Origin of the sequence: Azomonas macrocytogenes (assembly GCF_014191985.1) — a bacterium.
GTDB classification, from domain to species: Bacteria; Pseudomonadota; Gammaproteobacteria; order Pseudomonadales; family Pseudomonadaceae; genus Azomonas; species Azomonas macrocytogenes.
The window spans coordinates 64,451-89,185 of record NZ_JACHXI010000009.1 but is presented as its reverse complement, the minus strand read 5'-3'; the positions used below and the strand labels follow the sequence as shown (position 1 = coordinate 89,185).

The window sequence follows — 24,735 nt, the reverse complement described above, 5'->3', positions numbered from 1 at the left end:
AGCAGCGCGGGCACCTGCACGCCTGGAGAAAACCATGCGCCTCACAAATATCGAGATCACCAATTTTCAGGGCATCCGCCATGCCGCCCTGCCCGTCACCGAATCGCTGCTGCTTGTTTCCGGTCCAAATGGCCAGGGACCTTACCTGTAGTGCATTGTGGAACCGATTCCAGCACTTTATCGATCTTATTCGCAAGCATTAGATTTTCTGGCCTGGCCGCCATCAAAGTAACAACTGACGCAACCGTTGAAACCACGATGGCTGCTGTTTCAGCCATCGTTTTTCCACCAGGTGTCGAATCCGACCCAACCTTTATCAGCCGCCCATTATTATCCAGTTCCACGTTGAATTTAGATGTTTCAAAAAAAGCGGGCTTATATTGAATTAAAGAGGGATTGTCATAGTCGGAAACCATCTTGGTTTCCGTCACATTCACGGGCTTACATAGCTTTTCAAATGTATCCGCCGGATAATATTTTACAATTTCATTTTTATCGTTGGTAATCTGATTAAGATAATATTTCGATTCATTATTCTTTAAAGGATAATACAATACGCCCTCATATTTATTGCATTTAAATATATCATTTTTATCTAAGTTTTTATTACCCTCATCGTTATGGCAAAAATAATTAGCATCTGGATAAGTATATAAGTACCCAGAACAACCAGATAAAAATATAGCCGCTATCAATAAGCTTATAAAAAAAATCATTCGAAACATGAAACACCTCTTATATCCATATAAAATTAGCCAAAATAAGCGTAGTAGATTTTTTCAGTATCACTGAAACGAATAATGCCTTTGGCATTCTACGAGAGGTACTTCACATAATTAATATATTGACGCCCTTCGCTTCCGGTATTACCTTCTCCGTGCCGCAGCAAAATCTGCGGCCGGGTTTGGCGACCCGGTTAGCTACGACGCACAGACCGCGTTAGCGGTTTTTTTGTGCCTGCTTTATGGTGGGCTGTGCGTGGGAGACCTTAGGGTCTGCCGGGCTCCGTAGCCCCGGTTCGCCAACCCGCGCACGGTTCGCCTCCATCCCCAACGATCCAGCATTTTGACTATATGTCATTAATGTCGTGGGTATAAATTTCATCGGTACCACATTTATACACATAGATTTTTTTGAACTGGCAAGTTTGACTATTTAGCAATCCCAAAAAACGGTCTAAATTAGCCCGCCAACCAGGAAGTGTCAGATCTGTAGATATGTAGGCCAGGAGGCGAATATCGCCTTGATGAGTATATTTTTTATTAAGCTTTTTACTGATAGTACTTTCGGTCTCATCAGCAATAAAAGTACTCTGAATTGGATTAAAACAAGGGCCTTTAAATCGACCACGGCTAATTGATACGTCATAGCTATTAACTTTTACATGTCCAGAAAACCCAGATGGCAAATCCAATAAACCGTCGAAAAACCTTGGTAAGGTTTCTCTTACTTTTGGTATCGTCATCGCCTTAATATCAAATGATATATCTGCATCATCATATAATAAGTCAAATTTTATGCGCTTTTCAGAAGATAATGATTCCATACAGGAAATGCACTCATTTTTTAAACTCAGACCTTTATTTATTGCGCATTCAAGATCTTGGTCGGTTATTTCTACCAACTCAAAAGCTATGATTGAACCGTCATGGCCTTTGTATAAAATATCTGGCTCTGGAGGCGCTTTACTAAAAAGCTCGCCTCCAGGCAAAAAACCGGCAACTAACGCAAACTCATTAAATAAACTACGTTCTTTTTCTTCTTTATTCATTTTTTTACCTCCAAGTAATTCTATGAATGCGCTCAAAATTAGTCATTAATCAAAGTCTAGTCTCTGAAGAAAAGCCTGAATGGATATAAATAAACGCCCAGTACATTTATCAAGCTGTTGACGCCTTTCTGTTCCGGGTTTATGTTTGCCCTGTCGCCTACATGCGACACGGGTTTAGCCTCCCGGAAAAGTCAGGTGGGTACATAACCACCGCTCACGAGCGGTTTTTTTGTGCCCGCAGCATGGTCGCCCCTGTTATGAGGGGAGTCGTGTAGGCACTCGCAAGAGTGGCCGGGTTCCTGACTCCGGTAAGGCTAACCTGCACGACTCCGCTCACCCGATTAGCCTCGGGCGCGGGAGGCTGACTAAAAGTATGATATTTTTGATTAAATCAAAACATCATACTTATTAACAATCGCTTCCATAGGAAGAAAATCAAACCCTTTTAAATCAATTAAAACTTCTGACTCTTGATTATTTACTTTTCCTTCCGCATCAGTGTGTATAGTAATATGCAGATCACAAAGAATCTTGGTATCTACAACATAAACAATTCCATCAAACAACCAATTACCGGTTGCAAATTTCTTAGCGATTTCTTCCGATGAGGAAAATGATACATAACTTGTTTTATAGGTATCACTACAGTAATTATGGTCATAACGAGCATTCACCCCAGAGGCATATATCGTAAGAAAAGTATCTCCTGCAAAGTGATGCTTACTTCCGGCATATATCTCAGAAGTATTTTCATCGCCTTTCGGTATAATTTTTCCGCAGCTTTGTGAGTCTAGGTCTTTACTAACGCCTCGATATATTAGCATTTCACCTTCCTAATCACTTGAAACTCCTTTGCTTCCAGTATGCCGAACTGGTCGCAGAATACCATCACGGTTGGCGATAACATTTATCGTATCGTCTACAGATACCGAAGGGAAAGCTAGTGAAAAAAAATATCCTGACCTGCCTGTCGCTTGCAGGAATGCTCTACGCAAGTACCTCCATCGCAGGGCCATTTGGCCTAAGTATGGGGATGAAGCTGGAAGATGTAGGAATAGCCCCAGAAAAAACGATATCTAACGGGAAGTATAAATTTATTAGCGTCCCAAATCCTCACTCATCGTTTGATGGATACATACTAAAGTTTTCTCCAACAAAAGGGCTTTGCTGGATAAAAGCCATAGGAAAAGATGTAGATACGAGCGTCTATGGATACGAGCTAAGATCAGCTTTTAATGATATGAAGGGCAAGCTAGAAAAAGCATATGGCCCAACTATAACAACAGATAAGCTTCTTTATGGAAGCATATGGAAAGAACCAAATGAATTTATGATGTCGCTTATTAAAAGCGAGCGCCTTTTATTTTCAATTTGGGATAAAAAAGCAAAATCTAAACTAAGCGATAATATCGATAGCATTGGATTATTTGTTGGCGCGCTAAGCAGAAACAAGGGATATAGCTCCGTCGAGTATTCGTTTAGCAACGAGGCCGAATGCGACAAAGAATTAACCGAGAAAGAAGATTCCGCACTTTGACAAGCACCTCCCCCGCTTGACGCTTCGTGCTTACAGGTTTATGTTCGGCAGCAAGAGCGTAAGAACTCGATTGCCTGCCGGATACCACCACACCCGAAAGATGTGGATTTTTTTCGCCCTCAGTTTTGCTGGGGGTGACTCCAGCCTGTTTATGGCCGGGAGGGTGACGGATACAACACCCGAAAGGGGAAGAAGTCCGCCGTGCAGGCACGGTTCTTAACCTCCCGGCCACCAATTTTGGTGGTCAATCCGATTAAGAACGGAGCCTGACCATGAATAATTCTGCTCAAGTAGTACCCTTCGAGTTCGAAGCCAAAGAGATTCGCACCTTACTGATCGACGATCAGCCTTGGTTCTGCGCCAAAGACGTATGCGCTGTTCTTGGCTACGTGAATGACTCTGACGCCATCAAAAAACACTGCAGGGAAAAGGGGGTAGCGAAACGCGACTCCCTTACCTCTGGCGGTAAGCAGTCCCTAACCTTCATCAACGAAGGCAATCTATACCGCCTGATAATCAAAAGCCGTAAACCAGAAGCCCAGCGTTTTGAGTCATGGGTATGCGATGAAGTCCTCCCTGCCATCCGCAAGCACGGTCGCTACGAGGATGCCAGCGGCAAGATGGGCATCCTGCTCGACGACATAATCGGAACCAGTGGCGTCCTCGTGCTGGATCGTGTGATCGAGCAAAAAGCCACGCCCATCACATCCAGCCTGCAACGCAGCTTCAAGCACACGATGAAAAGCCGGCTGCGGTCTCGCTTCAACGTTCAGCGCACCGATCTGATCCCGGCAAGTCAACTGGCGGATGCCTGCAACTTCATTGCGGCCTATGCGCTTGAGGGCGAGTGGCTGGGCAAGGAGGAATCTGGCCTGTCATTACCGTCCATGGACAGCAGCACCCTACTACCCGCTGCCCAAGCCAAAGAAATTACTGATCGGCTTAATCGCCTTGGTCATTTGTTCAACCCACTCAGCGAGCAATTCGGAGACGTGCTGGGCATCCGCCGCGCTCTACGCGGACTGCATCCAAGAATCGGATTGCCTCAATCCGACTACGTTGAAGTGATCGGGCGTCCCGCCTGACGCTTTAAACCCCATACCCAATTCAACCAATCCCCGCTGCTGAGCAACCAGCGGCGCGGGCACCTGCACGCCTGGAGAAAACCATGCGCCTCACAAATATCGAGATCACCAATTTTCAAGGCATCCGTCATGCCGCCTTGCCCATCGCCGCCCCTCTACTGCTTGTTTCCGGACCAAATGGCGCTGGCAAAAGCTCTCTGCTCGATGCCATCAGCCTGGCGCTCACCGGCCAACCGCGCCGGGTGAGCCTCAAGAAAGACATCAGTCAACTCATCGCAGATGGCGCTAAAAAGGGCGAGGTCAGTCTGTCCTGGCTCAACGCCGACAGCGAGGAATTATCAGCTACCACCGCCCTACCCAGCGGTAAAGGCAACCCGCTGGCCGACCAGCCTTTCCTGCCCTTCGTGCTAGATGCCGCGAAGTTCGCCGGCCTGGATGCCAAGGATCGGCGCAAGGTCCTGTTCGAGCTGACCGGCGCCAGTGCCAGCCCTGCCGAAATCACCAAACGCCTGATCGAGCGCGGTGCCGACGCGGCTCTGGTCGAGCACATCAAGCCTCTGCTGCGGGCCGGATTCCAGGCGGCAGCCGACGAAGCCAAGGAGCGCGCCAGCCAGGTACGTGGCGCTTGGAAAGAGATCACCGGCGAAACCTACGGGAGCCAGAAAGCCGAAGGCTGGAAACCCGATACCGCCGCAATCCAGGTCAACCAAGACGACCTCGACGCCGCCATCAAGGCCCACGCCGACATCGATGCCGATCTGGCCGAAGCACTGAAAACCCTCGGTGCCCACAAATCGGCCCATGCCCAGGGCAAGCACCGCCAGCAACGCATGGACGAGCTTGCAGAAACCGCCGGCCTGCTCCAGCGCCGGCAGAACAAGCTGAACAATGACAAGACCGACCTTGAGAATTGGAAGAAGCAGGTGGCCAGTGCCGAGGCAGCAGCCGGCCATCAGCACGGCCTGCTCCATGACTTGGCAGCGAACCTGGCAGACTGGATCGAGATATCGAAAACGTCTCAGGGCTATGCAACCAATGATGGAAAGCTGATCACTCCATGGTTTACCAGTCCGGTAGCAGATCGCGCTGATCTGTTGCTTGAGCAGTACACGGCAGAGCATGGCCCCATCGCCGCCGGTGACCTTGCAGACAATCCAGAGCATGCCAAGCGCCTGCCGGAATATCGCAGTTACGTCGAGAACCTAACTCGGGCCGTCGCCAACAGCGAGCGCGACCTGCGCGCCGCCGAGGATGCCGCTACCCAACTCCAAGCGCTACAAACCGAAGCGGCCGCCCTGCCCTCGGAATCAGCCCTGGCAAACGCCGAGCAGCATATCAACGACCTGCGCCAGCAGCGTGACCAGGCTCGGGCCAAAGCCGAGTTCCTGCAGGAGCAATGCCAGGCCAATGCAGTGCGTGACACGGCAACGGAGAAAGCGGCCAAGCATCACACCGACGTGCAGGCCTGGACGCTGATCGCCGAAGCATTGGCACCCGATGGCATTCCGGCTGAGATTCTGTCCGGTGCTCTCGAACCCGTTAACACCCTGCTGACTATCCAATCCGCCGCCGCCAAGTGGAACCAGGTGCAGATCACCGCCGGCATTGAAATCACATACGGTGGTCGGCTGTACGGTCTGTTATCCGAGTCCGAGAAATGGCGCTGCGATGCCCTTCTGGCAGTGGCGATAGCACGCCTGTGCTGGGCTGCGCATCGTCACGCTTGATCGTTTCGACGTGCTCCAGCCCTCAGCCCGACCGCAGATTCTGGGCCTGCTCCGAACCCTGACCCAAGATGGCGATCTGGACTGTGCCATCCTGGCCGGGACCATGAAAGAGCCGATGGCGCGTGTGCCCCTAGGAATACAACAGGCATGGATCGAAGGTGGCGTGATTGCCGGCGACCAATCCAGCCAGGCGGCGTAAGGGAGGATGCAGCATGCACCACAAGACAACGCTGAATCTGCGGCCTGGAGTCTCTATGCCCAAAGAAAATCCTAGAATACAACTCTGGAGCAGCGGCGGCGGCGTCCAGTCGGCCGCAATCGCAGCGCTGATCGTGAGCGGGCGAATAGCCCCGCCTGACATGGCGATCATCGTCGATACCGAACGCGAGCAGTCCACGACCTGGGAGTACATGGATCAGGTTATCCATCCGGCCCTGGCCGGAGTCGGCGTCACCCTCCATCGCGTCCAGAAGAGCGAGTTCGAGAAGTGCGATCTGTACGGCGGTGCCAGCGGGGAAACCCTGCTGATGCCGGTATTCACAACCTACCGTGGCGAAATCGGCAAGTTGTCCAACTATTGCAGCTCCTACTGGAAGCGTGAAGTGGTGAAGCGCTGGGCCAACAGCCAGGGCGTCAAGGCCGTAGATAACTGGCTTGGCATCAGCATCGACGAGTTACAGCGGGTGACCAAGGGACGCGGTGGTAAGTGGCAGAATCGCTACCCGCTGATCGAGCAACGCATGAACCGCGGCGACTGCATCGCCCTGGTGAAGCGAATGGGATGGCCTCCGGCTCCACGCAGCTCCTGCTGGAGCTGCCCGAACCACACCCAAGAAGAGTGGCGCGACATCCGCGACAACAAACCGGACGACTGGCGGCAAGCTGTCGCAATGGATCAAGAGATCCGCAAGCGCGACCCACACGCCTTCCTCCACTCCGATTGCGCCCCTCTCGACCAAGCTGACCTCGACGACAGCAACGGCGTGTTGTTCGGGCACGGCTGCGTCAGTGGCCATTGCTTCACTTAAGGCGCGAAATCCCTTTGCCTGTAGAAAAAAAGGCCAGCGGCATGATCAAACGGACATTCAAGCATTTCTCGTGCGGCCTAGACGCTATGCTTTCCCCGAAATACCACCTTCCGGTGATAAGCCAAGTACGCCACCTGTTTTGCTGTGAACGTTCCGACATTGATCGACAGCTTGATCCCCCAAGCTTCCAGTACAGGCTCGGCCACCTTTGCCACCAGTAAATCCCCACTGTCTTCAAAGGAGATCCAGCCCCGATCGAATAGCTTGTCCACGTGGGGTGCGAGCATCAAGCCATTATTACCATCCAAGCGTTCGTCATTTTCACAGTCCCTCCAGGGCCTGATATGGCTCGCTATCAAGAAGCTCTGGTCATCCACACCAGTCAATCGGCAACGCGGCTCGATCGCTAATACTTTTTGGCGGAATAGACCTTGTCCGCATCGGGCACGGATCAATTGCTCTTTCACAGTTTCAGGAGTGTCTGCAGCAGACTCGATCGCTCGCTGCTGCTCGTCAGCCAAAGTCTGCATTTTAAGTTCGGAGATAATCTGTACTGCGCTAGAGTCGCCCATCTTGGCTAGTTGCAGGATTAAATGGCCTAGTTCCAATGAAATGTGGGCAAGATAGCAGCCTTGGTTCCCGTTCCCGCTTGCTTGCAACGGCGAGTTCTTCACAGGTAGCAGCGGCTGAATCAGCACGATATGAGCCTTGGGGGATAAAGGAGCCTTAAGCAATACCCACTCCACTGGTACCAACCAACCAATGTTGGACCAGTTCTCGCCTACCAGGCCAAACGCTTCGGGTTTCGGCGCCTCATGGTGAGCACCAGTAACAATGCCGATCGTTTTTATCAGCGTATCGGCATAGGACACCACTATATCGCCCGACTGTACCAATGTCAGATTGTCGTAGGTCTGGTTGCGGGCGCCGTTCTGATTGGCCTTGGGTGACCAGATGTAGCCACCCTCGACCTCGGCCTTGAAGGTCTGCTTGTGGTTGACCCACCAAAATCGAGGCGCGTACTTACTCAATGCTCATGCCCTTGGCCCTTTGTAGTGAGCCTAAGCATATGACCCTACCCTATCAGCAGCAAGGCAGACCTAATTCCATATCGACCTGCTACGGCCAGTGGCTGTCGGTTTGACCATCCCACAGTCAGTCATCTGACTGGCTCAACACTCAATATCACCACTCACCAGAAATCTCACTCAAGGAAAACGACATGATCAAACGGATCAGGGCCATGTTCGCCCGCAAGAAAGCAAAGCCGGCGCTTACAACCAAGGCGCCGGGACCCGCTTCAGAGCCGCGCAGCCGCTCCAGCTATGCCGCCCCATCTACAGCAAAGCGACGCAGCCATGACGACTCGTCAGATCAGTTCAACGCAACCCACCCGCTGAACCCGTTGAGCCCAGTCAGCCCGCTGAACCCGATCAATCAAATTTCAGCATCGGAACACTGCTCCAGCGATGACAACCATCGCAGCAGCTACTCATCCAGCAGCAGTTACAACAGCTCAAGCGATAGTGGATCGTCATCCAGCAGCGACTCCGGTAGCTCAAGCAGCTGCGACTGATCGATCAACTCCACCCAACATCATTCACAGCGCGCCCGCGCAAGCAGGCGCAGAGGAATCGCCATGGCCGCAGCCGAGAAGCTGACCTATTCAATCACCCCCGGCGACTGGTTCCGGGGCAACCTGCTGGTGCCCACATTCGGCATTACCGCCGAGGCCGCTCGAAAATACCGAGACCGCGGCGTCTGGCTCGAAGGCAAGCACTTCCGGCGCGACCCGCTGGGCATGTACGTCTACAACCGCCAAGCCATTACGGATTGGATGGGAGGCAAGGTTTGAGCAAGGCCGAACTGCCCCGAGGTGTAGCGAAGCTGCCCTCGGGAGTTGAAATTCATGGCAACCAGGTGCGCATATCGTTCTACCTGAACGGAAAGCGCTGCAAAGAACCGGTTCCGGGCGTATCGAGCATCACTAAAGCCACCATCGCATATGCAGACAACAAGCGGCGCACGATCATGGCCGAGATCAAGGAAGGTCGGTTCGACTACGCCCAGCACTTCCCGAACTCGGAGCGGGCCGCCGCATTGTCGGGCGTTGGAAAATCGAGCATGAAGCGCACGATCGCCGAGGGCGTCGCGCGCTGGCTCGAGGTCCAGAAAGCCAGGAAGGCTGGCAGCACATACCTCAACTATGCCAGCAAGGCGAAGCATGTCACAGAATGGGCCGGCTCACGGCGCATCGTCGACGTCGGAAAGACCGATTTGGAGCTCTTCCAGGCGAAGATGCTGAAAGCAGGGCTAGCCCCGAAGACGGTCAACGACGTGTTCACGGTCGTGCGCGGCGTGTGGGGCGATGCGTTCCAAGACGGAATCTTACGGATGAACCCCCTCGACCGGATCAGCAACATCGAGCGAGATAGCGATTCCGAGTTCGCCAATCCATTCAGCCGCGACGAGATCCGGCGCATTGCCGAGGGTGATCCGGATCGGATGCCCGACGTGCGGATGATCTTGTTCAACTGCTAGGCAGGCCTATCGTTGTCCGAGGTCATCGCCCTGGCGGTCGAGGACGTCGATATGGAGGCTGGTGGCGTGCACGTCAGGCGTGCACGTGTAGCAGCAGAGTACAAGGTACCGAAGGAACGGTCGCGTATCCGCTTCGTCGAACTCATCGCCCCAGCTCTGGAGCTGATGCAGCAGATACTCAAGGACTCTGCCGGCTACGAGCGCACCGAACTGGAAGTCATTCAGCGCGACAACGTCACGCGGAAAAAGGAACGCATCACCCTGCTGTTCCGGAACTCGGTCAGCGGCATACCATGGAGCGGCCAGAACGTCAGTGAATGGTTTACCGCTCATCTAAAACGGTCAGGCGTTGCCCACCGTGGCGCCAATCAGTGTCGTCACACGTTCGCCAGCCAGGCGATTTCGAGCTATGTTCCTCTCGAATGGGTCGCCCGCCAGCTCGGTCACACCGACACGACGATGGTGAAGAAACACTATGGTCGATGGATTCCCGCCAACACTAAGAGCATGGCGAAGATTGTTTCTGAAATGATGGGTTTCTGACTGGACAGCAGCGGCCACGAACGGACTGTAAGGGTGATATTTGGTCCCAAATTAGTCCCATGCCATGACCACAAAACTAAAAATCATTTGAAATATCATTTAATTTCAAATGCTTGCAAGACTTTAAGTATGGCGGAGAGATAGGGATTTGAACCCTAGGTGCCATTGCTGACACAACGGATTTCGAATCCGTCCCGTTCGGCCACTCCGGCATCTCTCCAGAGGGTGCAGCATTATAGCAGCTTGATTTGTTTTATCGAACCTCTTTCAAGTAAATTTATAATTACATCAGCTTTTTTCAAGCAGTCAGCCTCGTCAAGGCCTCACGATATTTTTCAGTTGTTTTCTGAGCAATTTCACAGGGGATGCTTGGAGGTGGCGGCTGCTTGTTCCATCCAGAGGACTCCAACCAATCTCGCACGAATTGTTTATCGAAACTCGGTGGATTTTGCCCTTCTACATAGCTATCGATCGGCCAGAAACGACTGGAGTCAGGAGTAAGTACTTCATCCATCAATGTTAACGTGCCGTCTTCATCCAGGCCGAATTCAAATTTAGTATCTGCAATGATTATTCCGCGATCGGCAGCATACCGAACTGCTACTTTATATAAAGCAATGGAAGTATCACGAACCTTATTGGCTAACTCTTCACCAATGATGGCCCTGCACTGTTCGAAAGTTATATTCTCGTCGTGATCACCCACTGCTGCCTTGGTCGAAGGGGTGAAAATAGGTTCAGGTAGACGAGAAGCTTCCTTCAGCCCAGCCGGCAAAGGGATTCCGCAGATGGTTCCCTGTTTCTGATATTCCTTCCACCCAGAGCCAGCCAAATATCCGCGCACTATGGCTTCTACAGCCACAGGCTTGAGCCGTTTGGCTACGACCGAGCGCCCCTCCAGCAATGGAAGCGCACTGGCAGAAACCACATCTTCTACTTTGTCGCCAGTCAAGTGATTAGGCACCAGATCAGCCAGCTCACCGAACCAGAAGTTGGAGATAGCAGTCAGGATTTTACCCTTGTCGGGAATGGGTTCGGCAAGGATCACGTCAAAAGCCGAAAGACGATCACTGGCAACCATGAGCATGCGCTTTTCATCTATTGCGTAGAGATCGCGAACCTTGCCTGAATAGAGCTTCTTCAAGCCAGGAACAGCTGATAAGGTCATATCGATTTCCAACCTCGAGCCAAAAACTAACGATTTCGTGGACCTTGTGCGCCAGGTGGTCGCATATCGGTGCGCCTTTCCGGCTCACTCAGATTCTTCTGCAGAAGCGAGAGGACTCGCCGGGCCACATCAGGTGGAGCTAACGTATTAAGATCTTTTTCGACAGAAATCTGTATGCCGTTGGCGACTTCACTCAAACGAATCTGGTAGCGCTCTGCATTTTTTTCCCGCTCAGTCTTATCATTCGATCCCCAACCAAAAAACCGACTGAAAAAGCCCGGCTGATCTTCGGTTTTATCGGCACCTTCAGCAAGGTTTATATAATAGACGCCCAGGCTCCGGTTCAGGTCATCGACCCGCACATCAGCGCTTTCCAGAGCACGCCCAACTCTGGACCAAGCTCGGTTGAAATCGGTATCCAGTTGAAGAAGCGGATTACCACTGGCATCCTGAATAAAATCGACACGATCCGGCGCATCAAACTCGCGCTGAGCCAATAAGGAAATCGAATCACCTGTTTCGGCATTGCGGGTAAGACTGGCCTGAAGTTCGTCCAAAATAGCCGAGTCCAGCCTTGGGTTGATAGATGATGCAGGCCAGGATAAATCGCTAGTTCCCGATGGTTTCTCAGCACTCTGTACCGAAACCTCGCTGGTATTGCGTTGTACCCCTGGCTCGATACGGATGCGAATACGGGTTTCATCCGTTTTTGACGCATTCTGTCTAATTGAAGGGATATACGCTGAGCCTGACTGCCAAGCAGTAACTAGCTCGCCAGCCTGTGGATGCTCTTCAGCAATATCGAAACCATATTCACTCAAAAACTGGCGTACGGATATCCATAACTGCGCAGGTGTCCTGAAAGCCACGAGCGAATACTGACCATCGGAGCTCTGTACGCTGAAATCGTTGGTTTGGCTTGCTAACAGAACTTTTTGCGGCCGAGGTATCTCGTACTCTTCCTCATGACGAGGATCAGCGACACGTGCGGGGATTGGCAGAAGTGGCTCCAAAGGCCGAGAAGAAATACCAGAAGGCGTTTCCATCGGTGCAGTTAGCCGAGAATCGCGATAATCACTCGCACGATCATAAAAATAACCGTCCTTACCCCAGATCCATGATACGAGAGAACAACCCGTATTCGCAGAGGCCAGCAAAGCGAGCACGAAAAATCCAACTAATCGCCTCATCCCAGTCCCTTCAAGATCCATCAACCTAGCAGACCACACTGCTGCATGGATTCACGCAAGGGCCCTTGAAAAGCGGGGCTAAGCCAGGTGAGTGGCAGTCGTATTCCATCAGGGATCAAGCCCATTTCGTGCAGGGCCCATTTCACGGGAATAGGATTCGACTCAAGAAACAAGGAGCGGTGCAAAGGCATCAGGCTTTCGTTGATTTCACGTGCCTTGTCTACCTGCCCAGCCATGGCAGCCGAACACATCTCGCTCATCCGGCGCGGAGCCACATTGGCAGTGACGGAAATATTACCTCTACCCCCTATCAGCATCAGCTCGACAGCGGTAGCGTCATCGCCGGAATAAACCAGAAAATCCTGATTGACACGCTCAAGAACCTCACGGCCACGCTGAATGTTTCCAGTCGCTTCCTTGATACCGATGATGTTTGGTACTTTCGATAAGCGTTCGACAGTTTCAGGCAACATGTCGCACACAGTACGTCCTGGGACGTTATAGAGTATCTGCGGAATAGCTACGGATTCTGCAATATGCCGGAAATGCTGGAAAAGCCCTTCTTGCGTAGGTTTGTTGTAGTAAGGAGTAACCAGCAGACAGGCATCCGCTCCGACATCCTTGGCTGCGCGGGTCAGATCGACAGATTCACGGGTGGAATTGCCACCGGTACCGGCAATTACCGGAATGTGGCCGTTAACCTGCTTCACAATACGACGAATCACTTCGACGTGCTCTACCACGTCCAGGGTAGCCGACTCGCCGGTAGTGCCAACCGCAACAATGGCATCGGTCTTTTCTTGCAGATGAAAATCGACGAGCTTGCTCAGGCTGCTCCAGTCCAAGTCGCCTTGTGCGTCCATGGGCGTGACCAGTGCCACCATACTGCCCGCAATCATGCTGCCACTCCTGCAGAAAAAAGAAAGGCGTAATGGTACAAGGCTCGATTACGCTTTGCGAGCACCCCTAAGCATGATCCAGACAAAGCCGGCCGATAACCGACTATTTATAAAGAGAGACAAAGCCGAATTCCATCGGCCGACCATTTTCGTTACCCTTTTCCGCTTTCGGCAAGTAGCTCGATCGAGATCACCAGGAAATCTGCATGACAACCCCATCCATCCGTGAACAATTCCTCGTCATCAGCGCCCTGGGACCAAACCCCATGGAGCTAACCAACGTGCTATGCCGTGCCTGCTTCGAAAATCGCTGTGCCGTGGATAGCACTCGTCTATCTCGGCATGGCGAATACAGTGCACTGGTCCTACAGGTTTCCGGTAACTGGGACGCTCTTGCACGTATGGAGTCAGCCTTACCCGGTTTGGGCAAAAAGCATGATTTCAGGACCAGTGTCATTCGCAGCGCCATATCTGCAAGTCGTCCACAGGCACTGCCTTATGTGGCTTATGTCAGTGCAGTCTATCGCCCGGATATCATCAGCGAATTGTGCCAATTCTTTATCGACCACAGGGTGGAACTGGAAAGCATGACATGCGATACCTACCTGGCCCCGCAAACAGGTGGCACGATGCTCAATGCAACCCTGACCGTCACGTTACCTGCAGGCACACAGATAAGCTGGCTGCGCGACCAATTCCTCGATTTTGCCGATGCACTGAATCTGGATGCGCTGATCGAACCTTGGCGCCCGCAAAATCCATAGGAGCTTTGGTATGGATGTAGCTATCAATAACGCACTACCGAACTTCCAGGCCCAGGCTACCAGTAACCAACTGGTTAACCTTGACGATTTCAAGGGAAAGCAATTGGTTCTTTATTTCTATCCGAAAGACAGCACACCTGGCTGCACAACCGAGGGGCAGGGCTTCCGCGATCATTACGCAGGCTTTCAGGCAGCCAACACACTGATTTTTGGCATATCTCGCGACAGCTTGAAAAGCCACGAAAATTTTCGCAGCAAACAGAGCTTCCCCTTCGAATTGATTTCAGATGCTGATGAAGCTCTATGCCAACTATTTGGTGTCATAAAACTCAAGAAACTATATGGAAAAGAGTATGTTGGGATCGAGCGAAGCACGTTCCTGATCGATCAGTCTGGCGTATTGCGGCATGAATGGCGGGGCGTAAAAGTACCTGGACATGTAGAGGCCGTGCTTGATGCTGCTAAAAAGCTTCACTCGACAGTGATCGATCCAAGGCCTATATAACTGATTCAATTATCAAATTTTATCGTTAGGCTGTGTTGCCATTCCTTGCCGCAGCCTTTACAGCTTGTCATGGTGCCTTCTCTAAAGAACCCCGGCACTCGAGACTTTATATAATAGTGCCGGCCGCTGGAAAAACATCTCAAGCCTTCTGTAACCAGTAGCGATAGATCCCTTGTTCAGCTTCTTCATGGAGTAATTGGTGTCCAGCCAACCGAGCAAAACTTCGAAAATCGCGTTGCGAACCAGGATCGGTAGCCGTTATTTTCAAAATGGCTCCGCTGGATAAACGATTTAGCTCTAGCTTGGTCTTGAGTAAAGGCATGGGACAGTCCAGGCCACTCGCATCAAGCTCGGCATCACAAGCGGCTGGGTCGGGTTTGATCGAAGTCATATCTGTTTCCTCTTTCAAGCTTCTTGACATATTCGCTCCAGCTTATCGCTGGTCACCACATCAACCCTACAGTTACAGTCAGCATCAGTCCGCAATGAGTTCTACTGGATGAAACTGCTCCGCCCTACCCTGTTAACCTTGGCTTGCCTACTCGCTCAACCGGTTACCGCCAACGATCTACCTTCACTTGGCGATTCCAGTTCGAGCATTGTCTCGCCTGAGCAGGAGCACGTGTTGGGACGAGCCTGGTTAAGCATGTTGCGCGGCCAAGTCAAACAGCTTTCCGACCCCCAACTCAAAGACTACGTAGAGACTAGCGTTTATCGCCTGGCCGAAACCAGTCAAGTACAGGATCGGCGCCTGGAATTCATTCTGATGGACAGCCCGGAATTGAACGCATTTGCGGCCCCAGGTGGAATTGTTGGCGTCAATGGTGGGCTGTTTCTACATGCCGAAACCGAAGCAGAATATGCTTCGGTACTGGCTCACGAGTTGGCGCACTTGTCCCAGCGTCACTTTGCCCGAGGGCTAGAAACCCAGCAGCGCCTGCAGCTCCCCATGATGGCAGCTCTGCTTGTCGGTATAGTGGCTGCCGCCGCTGGATCTGGAGATGCAGGGATGGCGGCTATCACCTCGACACAAGCTGCAGCTATCCAGGCGCAAAACACGTTTTCCCGACAGAATGAGCAGGAGGCGGATCGAATCGGTCTAGTCAATCTGGAACGGGCAGGTTATGACCCACGAGCCATGCCTTCGATGTTCGAGCGCTTGATGCGCCAGTATCGGTACGACCAAAAACCTCCAGAGTTTCTGCTTACCCACCCATTGACCGAGTCACGTATTGCCGATACCAAAAACCGTGCGGAACAGGCAATGCCCGGCGGCGCCGAAGATAGCCAGCGCTATCAACTAATGCGCGCGCGAATGAAACTCCAATTCGAAACGACTCCTGGAGTGACAGCCAAGCAGTTTCGTGCCTTGCTGGACGAAACCCCCAAAGACGATGCGGCGCGATATGGTCTGGCAATCGCTCAAATCAAGAATGGCCAATTCGACGAGGCTCGCAAAAACCTTTCGCCGCTACTGGCGAAAGCTCCAAATGACATGACTTATAACCTGGCACAAATGGAACTGGATATTGCGACGAACCGGCTACCCCAGGCAGATGAACGCATGAAGCGTCTTTACCAGCTCTACCCCAGCAATTATCCGGTTCAACAGATGCATATCGAACTGCTACTTAAACGGCGGGATACGGAAGCAGCAACCCGAATTCTCGAGCGCGTAGTATCTCAGCGAAACAAGGATCCCAATATCTGGTATCAGGTAGCCGAAGTTCGCGGCCAAGTGGGCAATTTGGTTGGTGTCCACCAGGCCAGAGCGGAGTATTTTGCTCTGACAGGCCAATATGATCAGGCCTTTCAGCAACTGGATTATGCCAAGCGCCGATCCTCCAACTTCCAAGAAGCATCGCGTATCGATGCGCGCTTGAAAGAACTCAAGGAAGAAAAAAGAGTTATCGACGAGATGTTCAACTGACAAATTCACGGTGCCAGGAGCAAGATTCTCAGAAGGCGCCAGAAATCTTCAGGGCTATGGATCTGGGATCTTCGGCGGCAGCTTCTTCACCTGAACCAGAGGAAGTTACCAGAAAGTCAACCCGAAAAGGCTGGTAAATAGGGAACCGTTAACATCAACAATGCTTCTACAGGTTGAGGAAGCTAGGCGTTTTATCGCGCCGCCAAGATCAACTACAGAAGAGAAGCCCGATGACGATTCTTCGCAAAAGTATCTACTCATTTTTCAAAGCCGGCATACTGACCAGCCTAATCGCCCCAACCATTGCTTATGCAGAACAGACAGTATCGGCTCAGGCCTCTGGACAGTCGAATATGCTGCTGACGATTTTTCTCCGCCACGATCAATCGCAAACACTCTTGGAACAACAGAAAAAATTGCAGCGCCAAGGCTTCTACAAGCAATTCCCGCCAGAAGGGACAGAAGTGGTGTCCTGGTATGTAATGATGGGAATCGGTCAGGTTGTAACCTTGCGAGTACCACCAGACAAGCTGCGCGAGGTCAACCGGACTATCGAGGAAAGCGCCTGGGGAGCTTTCCAGACAGAATTTTATCCTACTTACGATTACATCGATCTGGCCAGGGAAAACTACAAGCAACTGGAAGATTGATTGCCCGTGTATGCTGAATTTCATGTCTCACCATACCCTCCTATCAGGTCGTTTTGTCTCTTATCTCACCTGATCGGGACAGCAAGCCGTTCACAAATGTACTATTTTTCAATATTATTCCATTTAAAATCAACAATATACATAATGGCTCGAATATTGCTAACTATGGCGCACCATAAAACCGGGTAGCGCTCCTGTATGAAACTCATCATCGATCGTCCCTACGTAGAAGCACTGGTCAGCAAATTTCCGGACTTGTCCATGTTGGGCAACCAATTGAAATTCGGTAATCGGGCAGAAACTCCTTTCGACCAGCTATCTACCGTACAAGTGGACTTCCTGCACAACCTGTATGTGAGTGCTGGACCAAGCATGGAAGTACGGGCAGCGCAATTAGCCACGCTGCGGAAAGTCCTGCACGCAGGTGGCCAACGCTACAGTGAACAGGATCTGGAAAAACTGGTTCCCGCCATCGCCGAGTTCCTGATCAAGGATGTGATCCGTGGATGGCTATTCAAGGTCAACGCAACCGGCAAACCTTACGCTTATCTGGTTTCACGTATCGACTTCACGCCACCCGGTGAAGAAGAAAGCGGCCGCATCCTGCTCGATCTCAAAGCCAACAGCATGGCCAAGATCGCTACCGTGACCATACAAATATTCGAACGGGACATTCTGGAGAAGACCATTCCCGAAATACTTCTGGCTAAGGGTTTTCTCAAGGAAACGCCAGAATTGATTGCCGCCTATGATCATTCAGCCCAACGCTTTTTCGAATGGCGCTCGGACTATGGCCGGCAATTTTCTGCCAGAGGAACTGGAATCTATACCGAGGATCCCACCGCCTCACATCGCAGTACCGATTGGGCACGCAAAGAGCGCGTTGTGCTCTCTTCTTCAGGAGGTAGCGCCCGGCTGGTCAATGATGAGGACATACTCAAGGATCGTGTATTAATGCTGGATACCTCGGGCGATTTCCTGGCCAAGTACCTGCGCAAAGCTGGCCGCAGCACGAAATACGACGAGCGAGTGGAAAAAGCTACCGAATCGTTGCAATCCGATGTTCCCGAAGGAGCTTTTTCCGAACTGCCAGTGCATGGCTATGTACTAATGTTCCATCTCGATCTACACCATCATCTCTGGGTACACGTCGACGACATGCAGCCCTATGAATATCAGCCAGAATTAAAAGACAAGCTGATCCTGCCTCCGGAACAGACAGACCTCATCGACATTCTTACCGCCGAGATGGATGTGCTGATGGATGACATCGTCGAAGGCAAATCCGGTGGCACTACTGTGCTCTGTGCCGGCCCGCCCGGAGTCGGCAAGACGCTGACAGCCGAGGTTTACTCGGAAATCATCAAGCGCCCGCTCTATCGCGTACATTCCGGACAGCTCGGCCTGAATGTCTCGGAGATGGAACAGATCCTGAAAAAGACCCTGACCCGCGCTCAGCGCTGGGGAGCCGTCATGCTGATCGACGAGGCAGATGTCTACATCAAACGCCGCGACGATAACATTACCGCCAATGCGGTAGTCGGAGTTTTCCTGCGTGTACTAGAGTACTTCAACGGACTGCTTTTCCTGACTACCAATCGCGTTAACGATATTGATGAGGCGGTCGTTTCTCGTTGCATAGCATTGATCAAGTACCACCCACCCGGCCAGGAAGACCGGCGTAAAATCTGGAGGGTAATGACCGAGCAGTTCGGTCTCAACATCGATACCGAGCTCACCAGCAAGCTGGCCACTCTCTTTCCGCAAGCCAGTGGACGCGATATCAAAGGCTTAGCCAAACTGGTCGCCAAATATTGCTACCACAAATCGGTGGAGCCGACGCTGGAAGTCTTTGAGCGCTGCAGCATCTTCAGAGGTATGGATATCGGTGGACCAGAGGCCGAAGCCTCGTACTGAGTGTATTCACCAGACGGGCCGACCGGTTCTTTTCAATAAACCGGTTGCCCGGCGTAATGATCGTTCTCCTCTTGGAACGGGTCCTGACGAAAGCCCGTGCTGTATACCAGCAATGAGATAACGACCATTTTGAAGTCTGTGCACGCCTTGCCTGCCGGCAAAGAAAGATTGGCAGTAAGCTCTTACACGCTCAAGAAAACAGCTCAATCTGCTGTCGAATCCCGCCATAGCTGGCTGATCATATCGGCAGGGAACCCTCGGTAAGCAAGAAATCGCGCTTGCTTACCCCGCTCACGTTGATCCTGTGGCTTTTGTCCAGCAAATTTGCGTTGCCAGACATCACGCAAGCGCTCGGACCAATCGAAGGTGCTTTCCTGAAAAGCCTGCTCGATAGCACTGCGAGAAAGGCCTTGACGGGCAAGCTCTTCACGGATGCGCAGCGGGCCATAACCACCGATAGCTCGCTTTCTTACGAACGCTTCGAGATAACGGGCATCACTCAACAACCCTTCATCGGCCAGACGATCCAGAACCGGATCGACAAGACCGACCAAAGCGCCACATTGGCACAATTTGCGAGTCAGTTCGAAGCGACCGTACTCACGGCGAGCCAGCAGATCCATTGCGGCCCGTCGAACGGCTGCAGGCGAGTCGAGGACAACGGGCATGCAGTCAGTAATCGGCCGTATCTACACCTGCAGACTCATCGCTCATGGCTGCTGGCGAAGTGTTTTTGCTACTTGAAGCAGCTGTCACGAGAAGCTGTTGACGGATCTGCTGCTCGATAGCCTGGGCAATCTCCGGATTATCCTCCAGATATTTGGCGGCATTCGCCTTGCCCTGGCCGATCTTGCTACCCTGGTAGCTATACCAGGCACCAGATTTCTCGATCAGGCTTTGCTGCACGCCCAAATCGATGACTTCGCCATTGCGGTAGATACCCTTGCCATAAAGGATCTGAAATTCCGCCTGACGGAATGGCGGCGCAACCTTGTTTTTCACAACCTTGACTCGCGTTTCGCTACCGATTACTTCATCGCTGTCCTTCACTGCGCCGATACGACGAATATCCAGGCGCACGGAGGCATAGAATTTCAACGCATTCCCCCCCGTAGTGGTTTCCGGGCTTCCAAACATCACGCCGATCTTCATGCGGATCTGGTTGATAAAGATAACCAGGCAGTTGGCATTTTTGATATTACCAGTGATCTTGCGCAGCGCCTGGGACATGAGTCGGGCCTGCAGACCGACGTGAGCATCGCCCATTTCACCTTCAATCTCGGCTTTAGGCACCAGGGCGGCCACGGAATCGACGATGATCACATCCACCGCATTGGAGCGTACCAACATATCGGTGATTTCCAGTGCCTGCTCGCCAGTATCTGGTTGCGATACCAATAAGTCATCCACGTTTACCCCGAGTTTGCCGGCGTAGTCTGGATCCAAGGCATGCTCGGCATCGACGAAGGCGCAGGTAGCCCCCTGCTTCTGGGCTTCGGCGATTACCGATAGAGTCATAGTAGTCTTGCCGGACGATTCCGGGCCGTAGATTTCGACAATGCGCCCCTTGGGCAAGCCACCGATTCCCAATGCGATATCCAGCCCCAGAGAGCCAGTGGAAATGGAAGGAATAGCAGGGCGCTCATGATCACCCATGCGCATGACCGCACCCTTGCCGAACTGGCGTTCGATCTGGCCCAGAGCTGCAGCCAAGGCGCGTTTCTTGTTCTCGTCCATCTGATGTCCTCGTGTGATCGGGCGGCTTGAGGCCATAAAGCTGTATAAGTAACCAGTATTAAAGCATACCCCTCAGCCTGTCGCCTAGGGTCTGTTGTCGCTTTGCCATATGACTTTAACGGTACTGCAAAAAAACGTTGTCTCGCCCGAACTGATCGCGCAATGTCTGAATAAGATTATCTGCAGGATCGATCTGCCAATGTTCGCCAAGTTGTAGCAAGGCCCTGGCTTCTCGTCCGGTGTATTCCAGTGTAATTGGACAACCACCGCGATAACGTCCACAGACATCGGCCAGCCAATGTAAACGACTGTGCAATGCCTCGCTGGCAACCCTGACTCGCAGGCTTTCGGCAAGGCTGGTCCGCGCCTCCTCAAGACTCATGACTCGCTTTGCTCTCAGACGTAAGCCACCAGAAAAATCATCGTTACTTACCTCACCTTCTACTACGACCAGGGCATCGGTTTGCAACAACGCCTGAGCACTGGAAAAAGCGTCGGCGAACAATGAAGCCTCAATACGTCCCGAACGATCGTCCAGGGTGATGAAACCCATCTTTTCGCCCTTCTTGTTCTTCATGATTCGCAGATTCACGATCAATCCAGCCAGGGTCTGGGTCTCACGGGCTGGTTTGAGTTCGACGATCCGTTGTCGGGCGAAGCGCCGGACTTCACTTTCATACTCATCGATAGGGTGCCCTGTTAGGTAAAGCCCCAATGTATCCTTCTCTCCTTTCAATCGCTCCTTGAGTGAAAGCTCGCGCACATCACGGTGACTGGCGTAGATATCCGCCGCGGGCTCGGCGAACAAGCCGCCGAAGAGATCCAGATGCCCGCTATCCTCGCAGCGGGCGGTCTGCTCGGCCGACTGTACGGCAGCTTCCATGGCCGCCAGCAATACTGCCCGGTTTCGGTCGATATTAGCCTGATAGGCTTTGGTCTCGTCGGAGAAGAACGGCCCCAAGCGATCCAGAGCTCCACCTCGAATCAAGGCCTCAAGAGTTCGCTTGTTGATCCGTTTGAGATCGATGCGGTTGCAGAAATCGAATAGATCTTTGAACGGCTCGCCATGAGCACGGCATTCGGCAATAGCCTCTACCGGTCCTTCGCCAACGCCTTTGATGGCTCCTAATCCATAGACGATTCGACTATCCTCATCCACGGTGAACTGGAATTCCGATTTGTTCACGTCCGGAGCAATAATGCGCAGCCGCATGCTGCGACACTCTTCGATAAGAGTCACGACTTTGTCGGTGTTGTGCATGTCGGCAGACAACACTGCAGCCATAAAGGGCGCTGGATAGTGGGTTTTGAGCCAGGCAGTCTGGTAGGAAACCAGGCCATAGGCTGCAGAGTGCGATTTGTTGAACCCGTAGCCCGCGAATTTTTCCACCAGATCGAAGATGTTTCCGGCCAGGTCGGCATCGATACTGTTATTGGTACAACCTTCGATGAAACCGCCTCGCTGCTTGGCCATTTCTTCCGGCTTTTTCTTGCCCATGGCACGCCGCAGCATATCGGCACCACCCAGTGTATAACCAGCCATCACCTGGGCAATCTGCATCACCTGTTCCTGATAAAGGATGATGCCGTAAGTGGGAGCCAAGACCGGTTTCAGCCCCTCATATTGGTAATCCGGGTGCGGATAGGAAATATCCGAACGACCGTGCTTGCGATTGATGAAGTCATCCACCATGCCTGACTGCAATGGGCCCGGACGAAACAAGGCCACCAGAGCGATGAGATCCTCCAGACAATCCGGCTTGAGCTTTTTGATCAACTCCTTCATACCGCGCGATTCTAGTTGAAACACGGCCGTTGTTTCGGCACGCTGCAACAGTTCGTAAGTATCCTTGTCATTCAGCGGAATGAAATCGATATTGAGCGGTTCCTGCCTCTTTCGAGCCCGCTCACGATTGATGGTCTCCATCGCCCACTTGATGATGGTCAAGGTGCGCAGGCCCAGGAAGTCGAACTTGACCAGACCGGCTGACTCCACATCGTCCTTGTCAAACTGGGTTACCAAACCACCGCCCTCTTCATCACAGGCGATGGGAGAGAAGTCGGTCAGCTTGGTCGGAGCGATCACCACCCCCCCGGCGTGCTTACCGGTACCACGCGTGATTCCCTCCAGTTTGAGGGCCATATCCCAGATTTCCTGAGCTTCCTCGTCGCTCTTGAGAAAATCGCGCAGCAACTCTTCCTGCTTGTGCGCTTTCTCCAGAGTCATACCTACTTCGAAGGGAATCAACTTGGACAGTTTGTCCGCCAGGCCGTAAGACTTACCCTGCACGCGTGCCACATCACGCACTACGGCCTTGGCCGCCATCGAACCAAAAGTAATGATCTGGCTTACCGCGTTGCGACCATAGGTTTCAGCAACATAGTCGATGACCCGATCACGGCCGTCCATGCAGAAATCGACATCGAAGTCGGGCATGGAAATCCGTTCTGGATTAAGGAAGCGCTCGAACAGCAAATCATAGGCCAACGGGTCAAGATCGGTGATTTTGAGCACATAGGCCACCAGCGATCCGGCACCCGAACCCCGTCCCGGACCAACTGGTACACCATTACTTTTGGCCCATTTGATAAAGTCCATCACAATCAGAAAGTAACCTGGGAAGCCCATCTGAATAATGGTGCCGAGTTCGAATTCCAAGCGATCGACATAGACCTGCCGCTTGCTTTCGTAATCCGCCGTATCTTTGGGCAGTAGTACTTGCAGGCGCTCCTCCAACCCTTCAAAGGAAACCTGACGCAAGTAATCGTCGATAGTCATACCTTCGGGAATTGGAAAGCTCGGCAAGAAATATTTGCCAAGCTGAACCTCGATATTGCAGCGCTTGGCAATCTCGACAGTGTTCTCCAACGCCTCAGGCAAATCGGCGAACAGCTCGGCCATTTCCTCAGGAGTTTTCAGGTACTGCTGATCCGAGTAGTTGCGCGGCCGGCGTGAGTCGCCCAAAATCCTTCCTTCGCCGATACACACCCGCGTTTCATGGGCCTCAAAGTCTTCCTGAGCAAGAAAGCGCACATCATTGGTAGCCACCAGAGGCGTACTAGTACGCTCAGCCAAAGCCACCGCAGCATGCAGATATTCTTCGTCGTTGATTCGACTAGTGCGCTGCACCTCCAGATAGAGGCGATCACCGAATACTGCTTGCCATTCATGCAGCAGCGTTTCAGCAGCAGACGTGTCACCAGCCAATAGCGCCTGGCCGATTTCACCTTCACGCGCACCGGACAGCACGACCAACCCACCAGCTGCTTCCTTTAGCCAATCTCGCTCAATGATCACCAAGTCATTACGCTGGCCATTGGTCCAGCCACGCGAAATCAATTCGGTAAGATTGCGGTAGCCGGCAGTGTTCATGACCAATAGCGTCATGCGCGACAAAGGGCCATCTTCATCCCGACTGGCCAACCAGATGTCGGCACCACAAATAGGCTTGATACCCGCCCCCATGGCTGCCTTGTAAAATTTGATCAGCGAACACATGTTGCTTTGATCTGTAACCGCTACCGCTGGCATCCCGGCAGCACTAACAGCCTTGACCAACGGCTTTACACGTACCAGTCCATCAACTAGCGAATATTCGGTATGCAGGCGCAGATGGACGAAGCGAACGGTCATTAGAATCCCTGCCCAGGTGAACAGTTAATGTTAATAAAGGCGGGAATTGTACTGCATGATGTGCAAGCCAGGACCCGACCTGCAGTAATGGAAATGCCTACGAAATGAC

At 52.2% G+C, this 24,735-nt stretch carries 25 protein-coding genes and 1 tRNA gene; 14 read left to right on the top strand and 12 right to left on the bottom strand.

The window, feature by feature from the left end:
• Positions 1–95: 95 nt before the first annotated feature.
• The 3 genes from FHR87_RS10425 to FHR87_RS10415 form a co-directional block, all read right to left on the bottom strand.
• Entirely contained in the window at positions 96–725 is a 630-nt protein-coding gene (locus tag FHR87_RS10425) for a hypothetical protein (RefSeq protein WP_183166658.1), read from the bottom strand.
• Between the two features lie 344 nt (positions 726–1,069).
• The gene (locus FHR87_RS10420) at positions 1,070–1,771 is read right to left on the bottom strand and encodes a hypothetical protein (RefSeq protein WP_183166657.1); all 702 of its coding nucleotides are present in this window, start codon (positions 1,769–1,771) and stop codon (positions 1,070–1,072) included.
• A 386-nt stretch (positions 1,772–2,157) separates the two neighbouring features.
• Positions 2,158–2,595 (bottom strand): hypothetical protein, encoded by a 438-nt coding sequence (locus FHR87_RS10415; protein ID WP_183166656.1) that lies wholly within the window; start codon positions 2,593–2,595, stop codon positions 2,158–2,160.
• Between the two features lie 119 nt (positions 2,596–2,714).
• Here FHR87_RS10415 and FHR87_RS10410 point away from each other — a divergent pair, with 119 nt between their 5' ends.
• The 5 genes from FHR87_RS10410 (at position 2,715) to FHR87_RS10395 (ending at position 7,148) form a co-directional block, all read left to right on the top strand.
• Positions 2,715–3,308 (top strand): hypothetical protein, encoded by a 594-nt coding sequence (locus FHR87_RS10410; RefSeq protein WP_183166655.1) that lies wholly within the window; start codon positions 2,715–2,717, stop codon positions 3,306–3,308.
• Between the two features lie 272 nt (positions 3,309–3,580).
• Positions 3,581–4,393: a BRO-N domain-containing protein gene (locus tag FHR87_RS19195; RefSeq protein WP_183166654.1), complete on the top strand. Its 813-nt coding sequence runs from the start codon at positions 3,581–3,583 to the stop codon at positions 4,391–4,393.
• A gap of 83 nt (positions 4,394–4,476) precedes the next feature.
• Positions 4,477–6,120, top strand: a complete 1,644-nt coding sequence (locus FHR87_RS10400; protein WP_246335969.1) for an AAA family ATPase — start codon at positions 4,477–4,479, stop codon at positions 6,118–6,120.
• Positions 6,121–6,130: 10 nt separating this feature from the next.
• On the top strand, positions 6,131–6,319 hold the full coding sequence (locus FHR87_RS19190) for a hypothetical protein (RefSeq protein ID WP_246335967.1): 189 nt from the start codon (positions 6,131–6,133) through the stop codon (positions 6,317–6,319).
• Positions 6,320–6,374: 55 nt separating this feature from the next.
• Positions 6,375–7,148, top strand: a complete 774-nt coding sequence (locus FHR87_RS10395; protein WP_183166653.1) for a hypothetical protein — start codon at positions 6,375–6,377, stop codon at positions 7,146–7,148.
• Positions 7,149–7,225: 77 nt separating this feature from the next.
• Here the strand turns inward: FHR87_RS10395 and FHR87_RS10390 are convergent, their stop codons facing one another.
• Entirely contained in the window at positions 7,226–8,179 is a 954-nt protein-coding gene (locus FHR87_RS10390) for an HNH endonuclease (protein ID WP_183166652.1), read from the bottom strand.
• Between the two features lie 191 nt (positions 8,180–8,370).
• Here FHR87_RS10390 and FHR87_RS10385 point away from each other — a divergent pair, with 191 nt between their 5' ends.
• The 4 genes from FHR87_RS10385 to FHR87_RS18935 all read left to right on the top strand — a co-directional run bounded on the left by FHR87_RS10385 (position 8,371) and on the right by FHR87_RS18935 (position 10,232).
• Positions 8,371–8,724, top strand: coding sequence for a hypothetical protein (locus FHR87_RS10385; RefSeq protein ID WP_183166651.1), 354 nt, complete (start codon positions 8,371–8,373; stop codon positions 8,722–8,724).
• 63 nt (positions 8,725–8,787) lie between these two features.
• On the top strand, positions 8,788–9,003 hold the full coding sequence (xisR, locus tag FHR87_RS10380; RefSeq protein WP_183166650.1) for an excisionase family protein: 216 nt from the start codon (positions 8,788–8,790) through the stop codon (positions 9,001–9,003).
• Positions 9,000–9,689, top strand: a complete 690-nt coding sequence (locus FHR87_RS18940; protein WP_221189810.1) for an Arm DNA-binding domain-containing protein — start codon at positions 9,000–9,002, stop codon at positions 9,687–9,689. Before xisR ends, FHR87_RS18940 begins: the two co-directional genes overlap by 4 nt.
• Positions 9,690–9,701: 12 nt before the next feature.
• Positions 9,702–10,232, top strand: coding sequence for a tyrosine-type recombinase/integrase (locus FHR87_RS18935; RefSeq protein ID WP_221189809.1), 531 nt, complete (start codon positions 9,702–9,704; stop codon positions 10,230–10,232).
• A 130-nt stretch (positions 10,233–10,362) separates the two neighbouring features.
• Here the strand turns inward: FHR87_RS18935 and FHR87_RS10370 are convergent.
• The 4 genes from FHR87_RS10370 to dapA all read right to left on the bottom strand — a co-directional run bounded on the left by FHR87_RS10370 (position 10,363) and on the right by dapA (position 13,489).
• Positions 10,363–10,452: transfer RNA gene (locus FHR87_RS10370), tRNA-Ser, on the bottom strand.
• 78 nt (positions 10,453–10,530) lie between these two features.
• On the bottom strand, positions 10,531–11,400 hold the full coding sequence (locus FHR87_RS10365) for a phosphoribosylaminoimidazolesuccinocarboxamide synthase (protein ID WP_183166649.1): 870 nt from the start codon (positions 11,398–11,400) through the stop codon (positions 10,531–10,533).
• 26 nt (positions 11,401–11,426) lie between these two features.
• Positions 11,427–12,590, bottom strand: coding sequence for an outer membrane protein assembly factor BamC (bamC, locus tag FHR87_RS10360; protein WP_183166648.1), 1,164 nt, complete (start codon positions 12,588–12,590; stop codon positions 11,427–11,429).
• Between the two features lie 20 nt (positions 12,591–12,610).
• A complete protein-coding gene (gene dapA, locus FHR87_RS10355; protein ID WP_183166647.1) occupies positions 12,611–13,489 on the bottom strand; it encodes a 4-hydroxy-tetrahydrodipicolinate synthase in 879 nt (292 codons plus the stop codon).
• A gap of 206 nt (positions 13,490–13,695) precedes the next feature.
• Between dapA and FHR87_RS10350 the strand changes: the two genes are divergently transcribed.
• Together FHR87_RS10350 and FHR87_RS10345 are read left to right on the top strand one after the other, a co-directional pair.
• Positions 13,696–14,253 carry a glycine cleavage system transcriptional repressor gene (locus tag FHR87_RS10350; RefSeq protein ID WP_183166646.1) on the top strand — a complete coding sequence of 186 codons (558 nt, stop codon included), beginning with the start codon at positions 13,696–13,698 and terminating at the stop codon, positions 14,251–14,253.
• A gap of 10 nt (positions 14,254–14,263) precedes the next feature.
• Positions 14,264–14,758 (top strand): peroxiredoxin, encoded by a 495-nt coding sequence (locus tag FHR87_RS10345; protein WP_183166645.1) that lies wholly within the window; start codon positions 14,264–14,266, stop codon positions 14,756–14,758.
• 139 nt (positions 14,759–14,897) lie between these two features.
• Here FHR87_RS10345 and FHR87_RS10340 read toward each other — a convergent pair whose 3' ends face one another.
• Entirely contained in the window at positions 14,898–15,149 is a 252-nt protein-coding gene (locus FHR87_RS10340) for a sulfurtransferase TusA family protein (protein ID WP_183166719.1), read from the bottom strand.
• A gap of 108 nt (positions 15,150–15,257) precedes the next feature.
• Here FHR87_RS10340 and FHR87_RS10335 point away from each other — a divergent pair, with 108 nt between their 5' ends.
• From FHR87_RS10335 to FHR87_RS10325, 3 genes are all read left to right on the top strand, one after another.
• Complete coding sequence (locus FHR87_RS10335) at positions 15,258–16,688, top strand: M48 family metalloprotease (protein ID WP_183166644.1); 1,431 nt, start codon at positions 15,258–15,260, stop codon at positions 16,686–16,688.
• Between the two features lie 230 nt (positions 16,689–16,918).
• The gene (locus FHR87_RS10330; protein WP_246335965.1) at positions 16,919–17,338 is read left to right on the top strand and encodes a hypothetical protein; all 420 of its coding nucleotides are present in this window, start codon (positions 16,919–16,921) and stop codon (positions 17,336–17,338) included.
• A gap of 198 nt (positions 17,339–17,536) precedes the next feature.
• Positions 17,537–19,255, top strand: coding sequence for an ATP-binding protein (locus tag FHR87_RS10325; protein WP_183166643.1), 1,719 nt, complete (start codon positions 17,537–17,539; stop codon positions 19,253–19,255).
• Positions 19,256–19,458: 203 nt separating this feature from the next.
• Here FHR87_RS10325 and recX read toward each other — a convergent pair whose 3' ends face one another.
• From recX to dnaE, 3 genes are all read right to left on the bottom strand, one after another.
• Complete coding sequence (recX, locus tag FHR87_RS10320) at positions 19,459–19,923, bottom strand: recombination regulator RecX (RefSeq protein ID WP_183166642.1); 465 nt, start codon at positions 19,921–19,923, stop codon at positions 19,459–19,461.
• A gap of 4 nt (positions 19,924–19,927) precedes the next feature.
• The gene (gene recA, locus FHR87_RS10315; protein WP_183166641.1) at positions 19,928–20,992 is read right to left on the bottom strand and encodes a recombinase RecA; all 1,065 of its coding nucleotides are present in this window, start codon (positions 20,990–20,992) and stop codon (positions 19,928–19,930) included.
• 115 nt (positions 20,993–21,107) lie between these two features.
• Positions 21,108–24,626 carry a DNA polymerase III subunit alpha gene (gene dnaE / locus FHR87_RS10310; RefSeq protein ID WP_183166640.1) on the bottom strand — a complete coding sequence of 1,173 codons (3,519 nt, stop codon included), beginning with the start codon at positions 24,624–24,626 and terminating at the stop codon, positions 21,108–21,110.
• Positions 24,627–24,735: the final 109 nt, after the last annotated feature.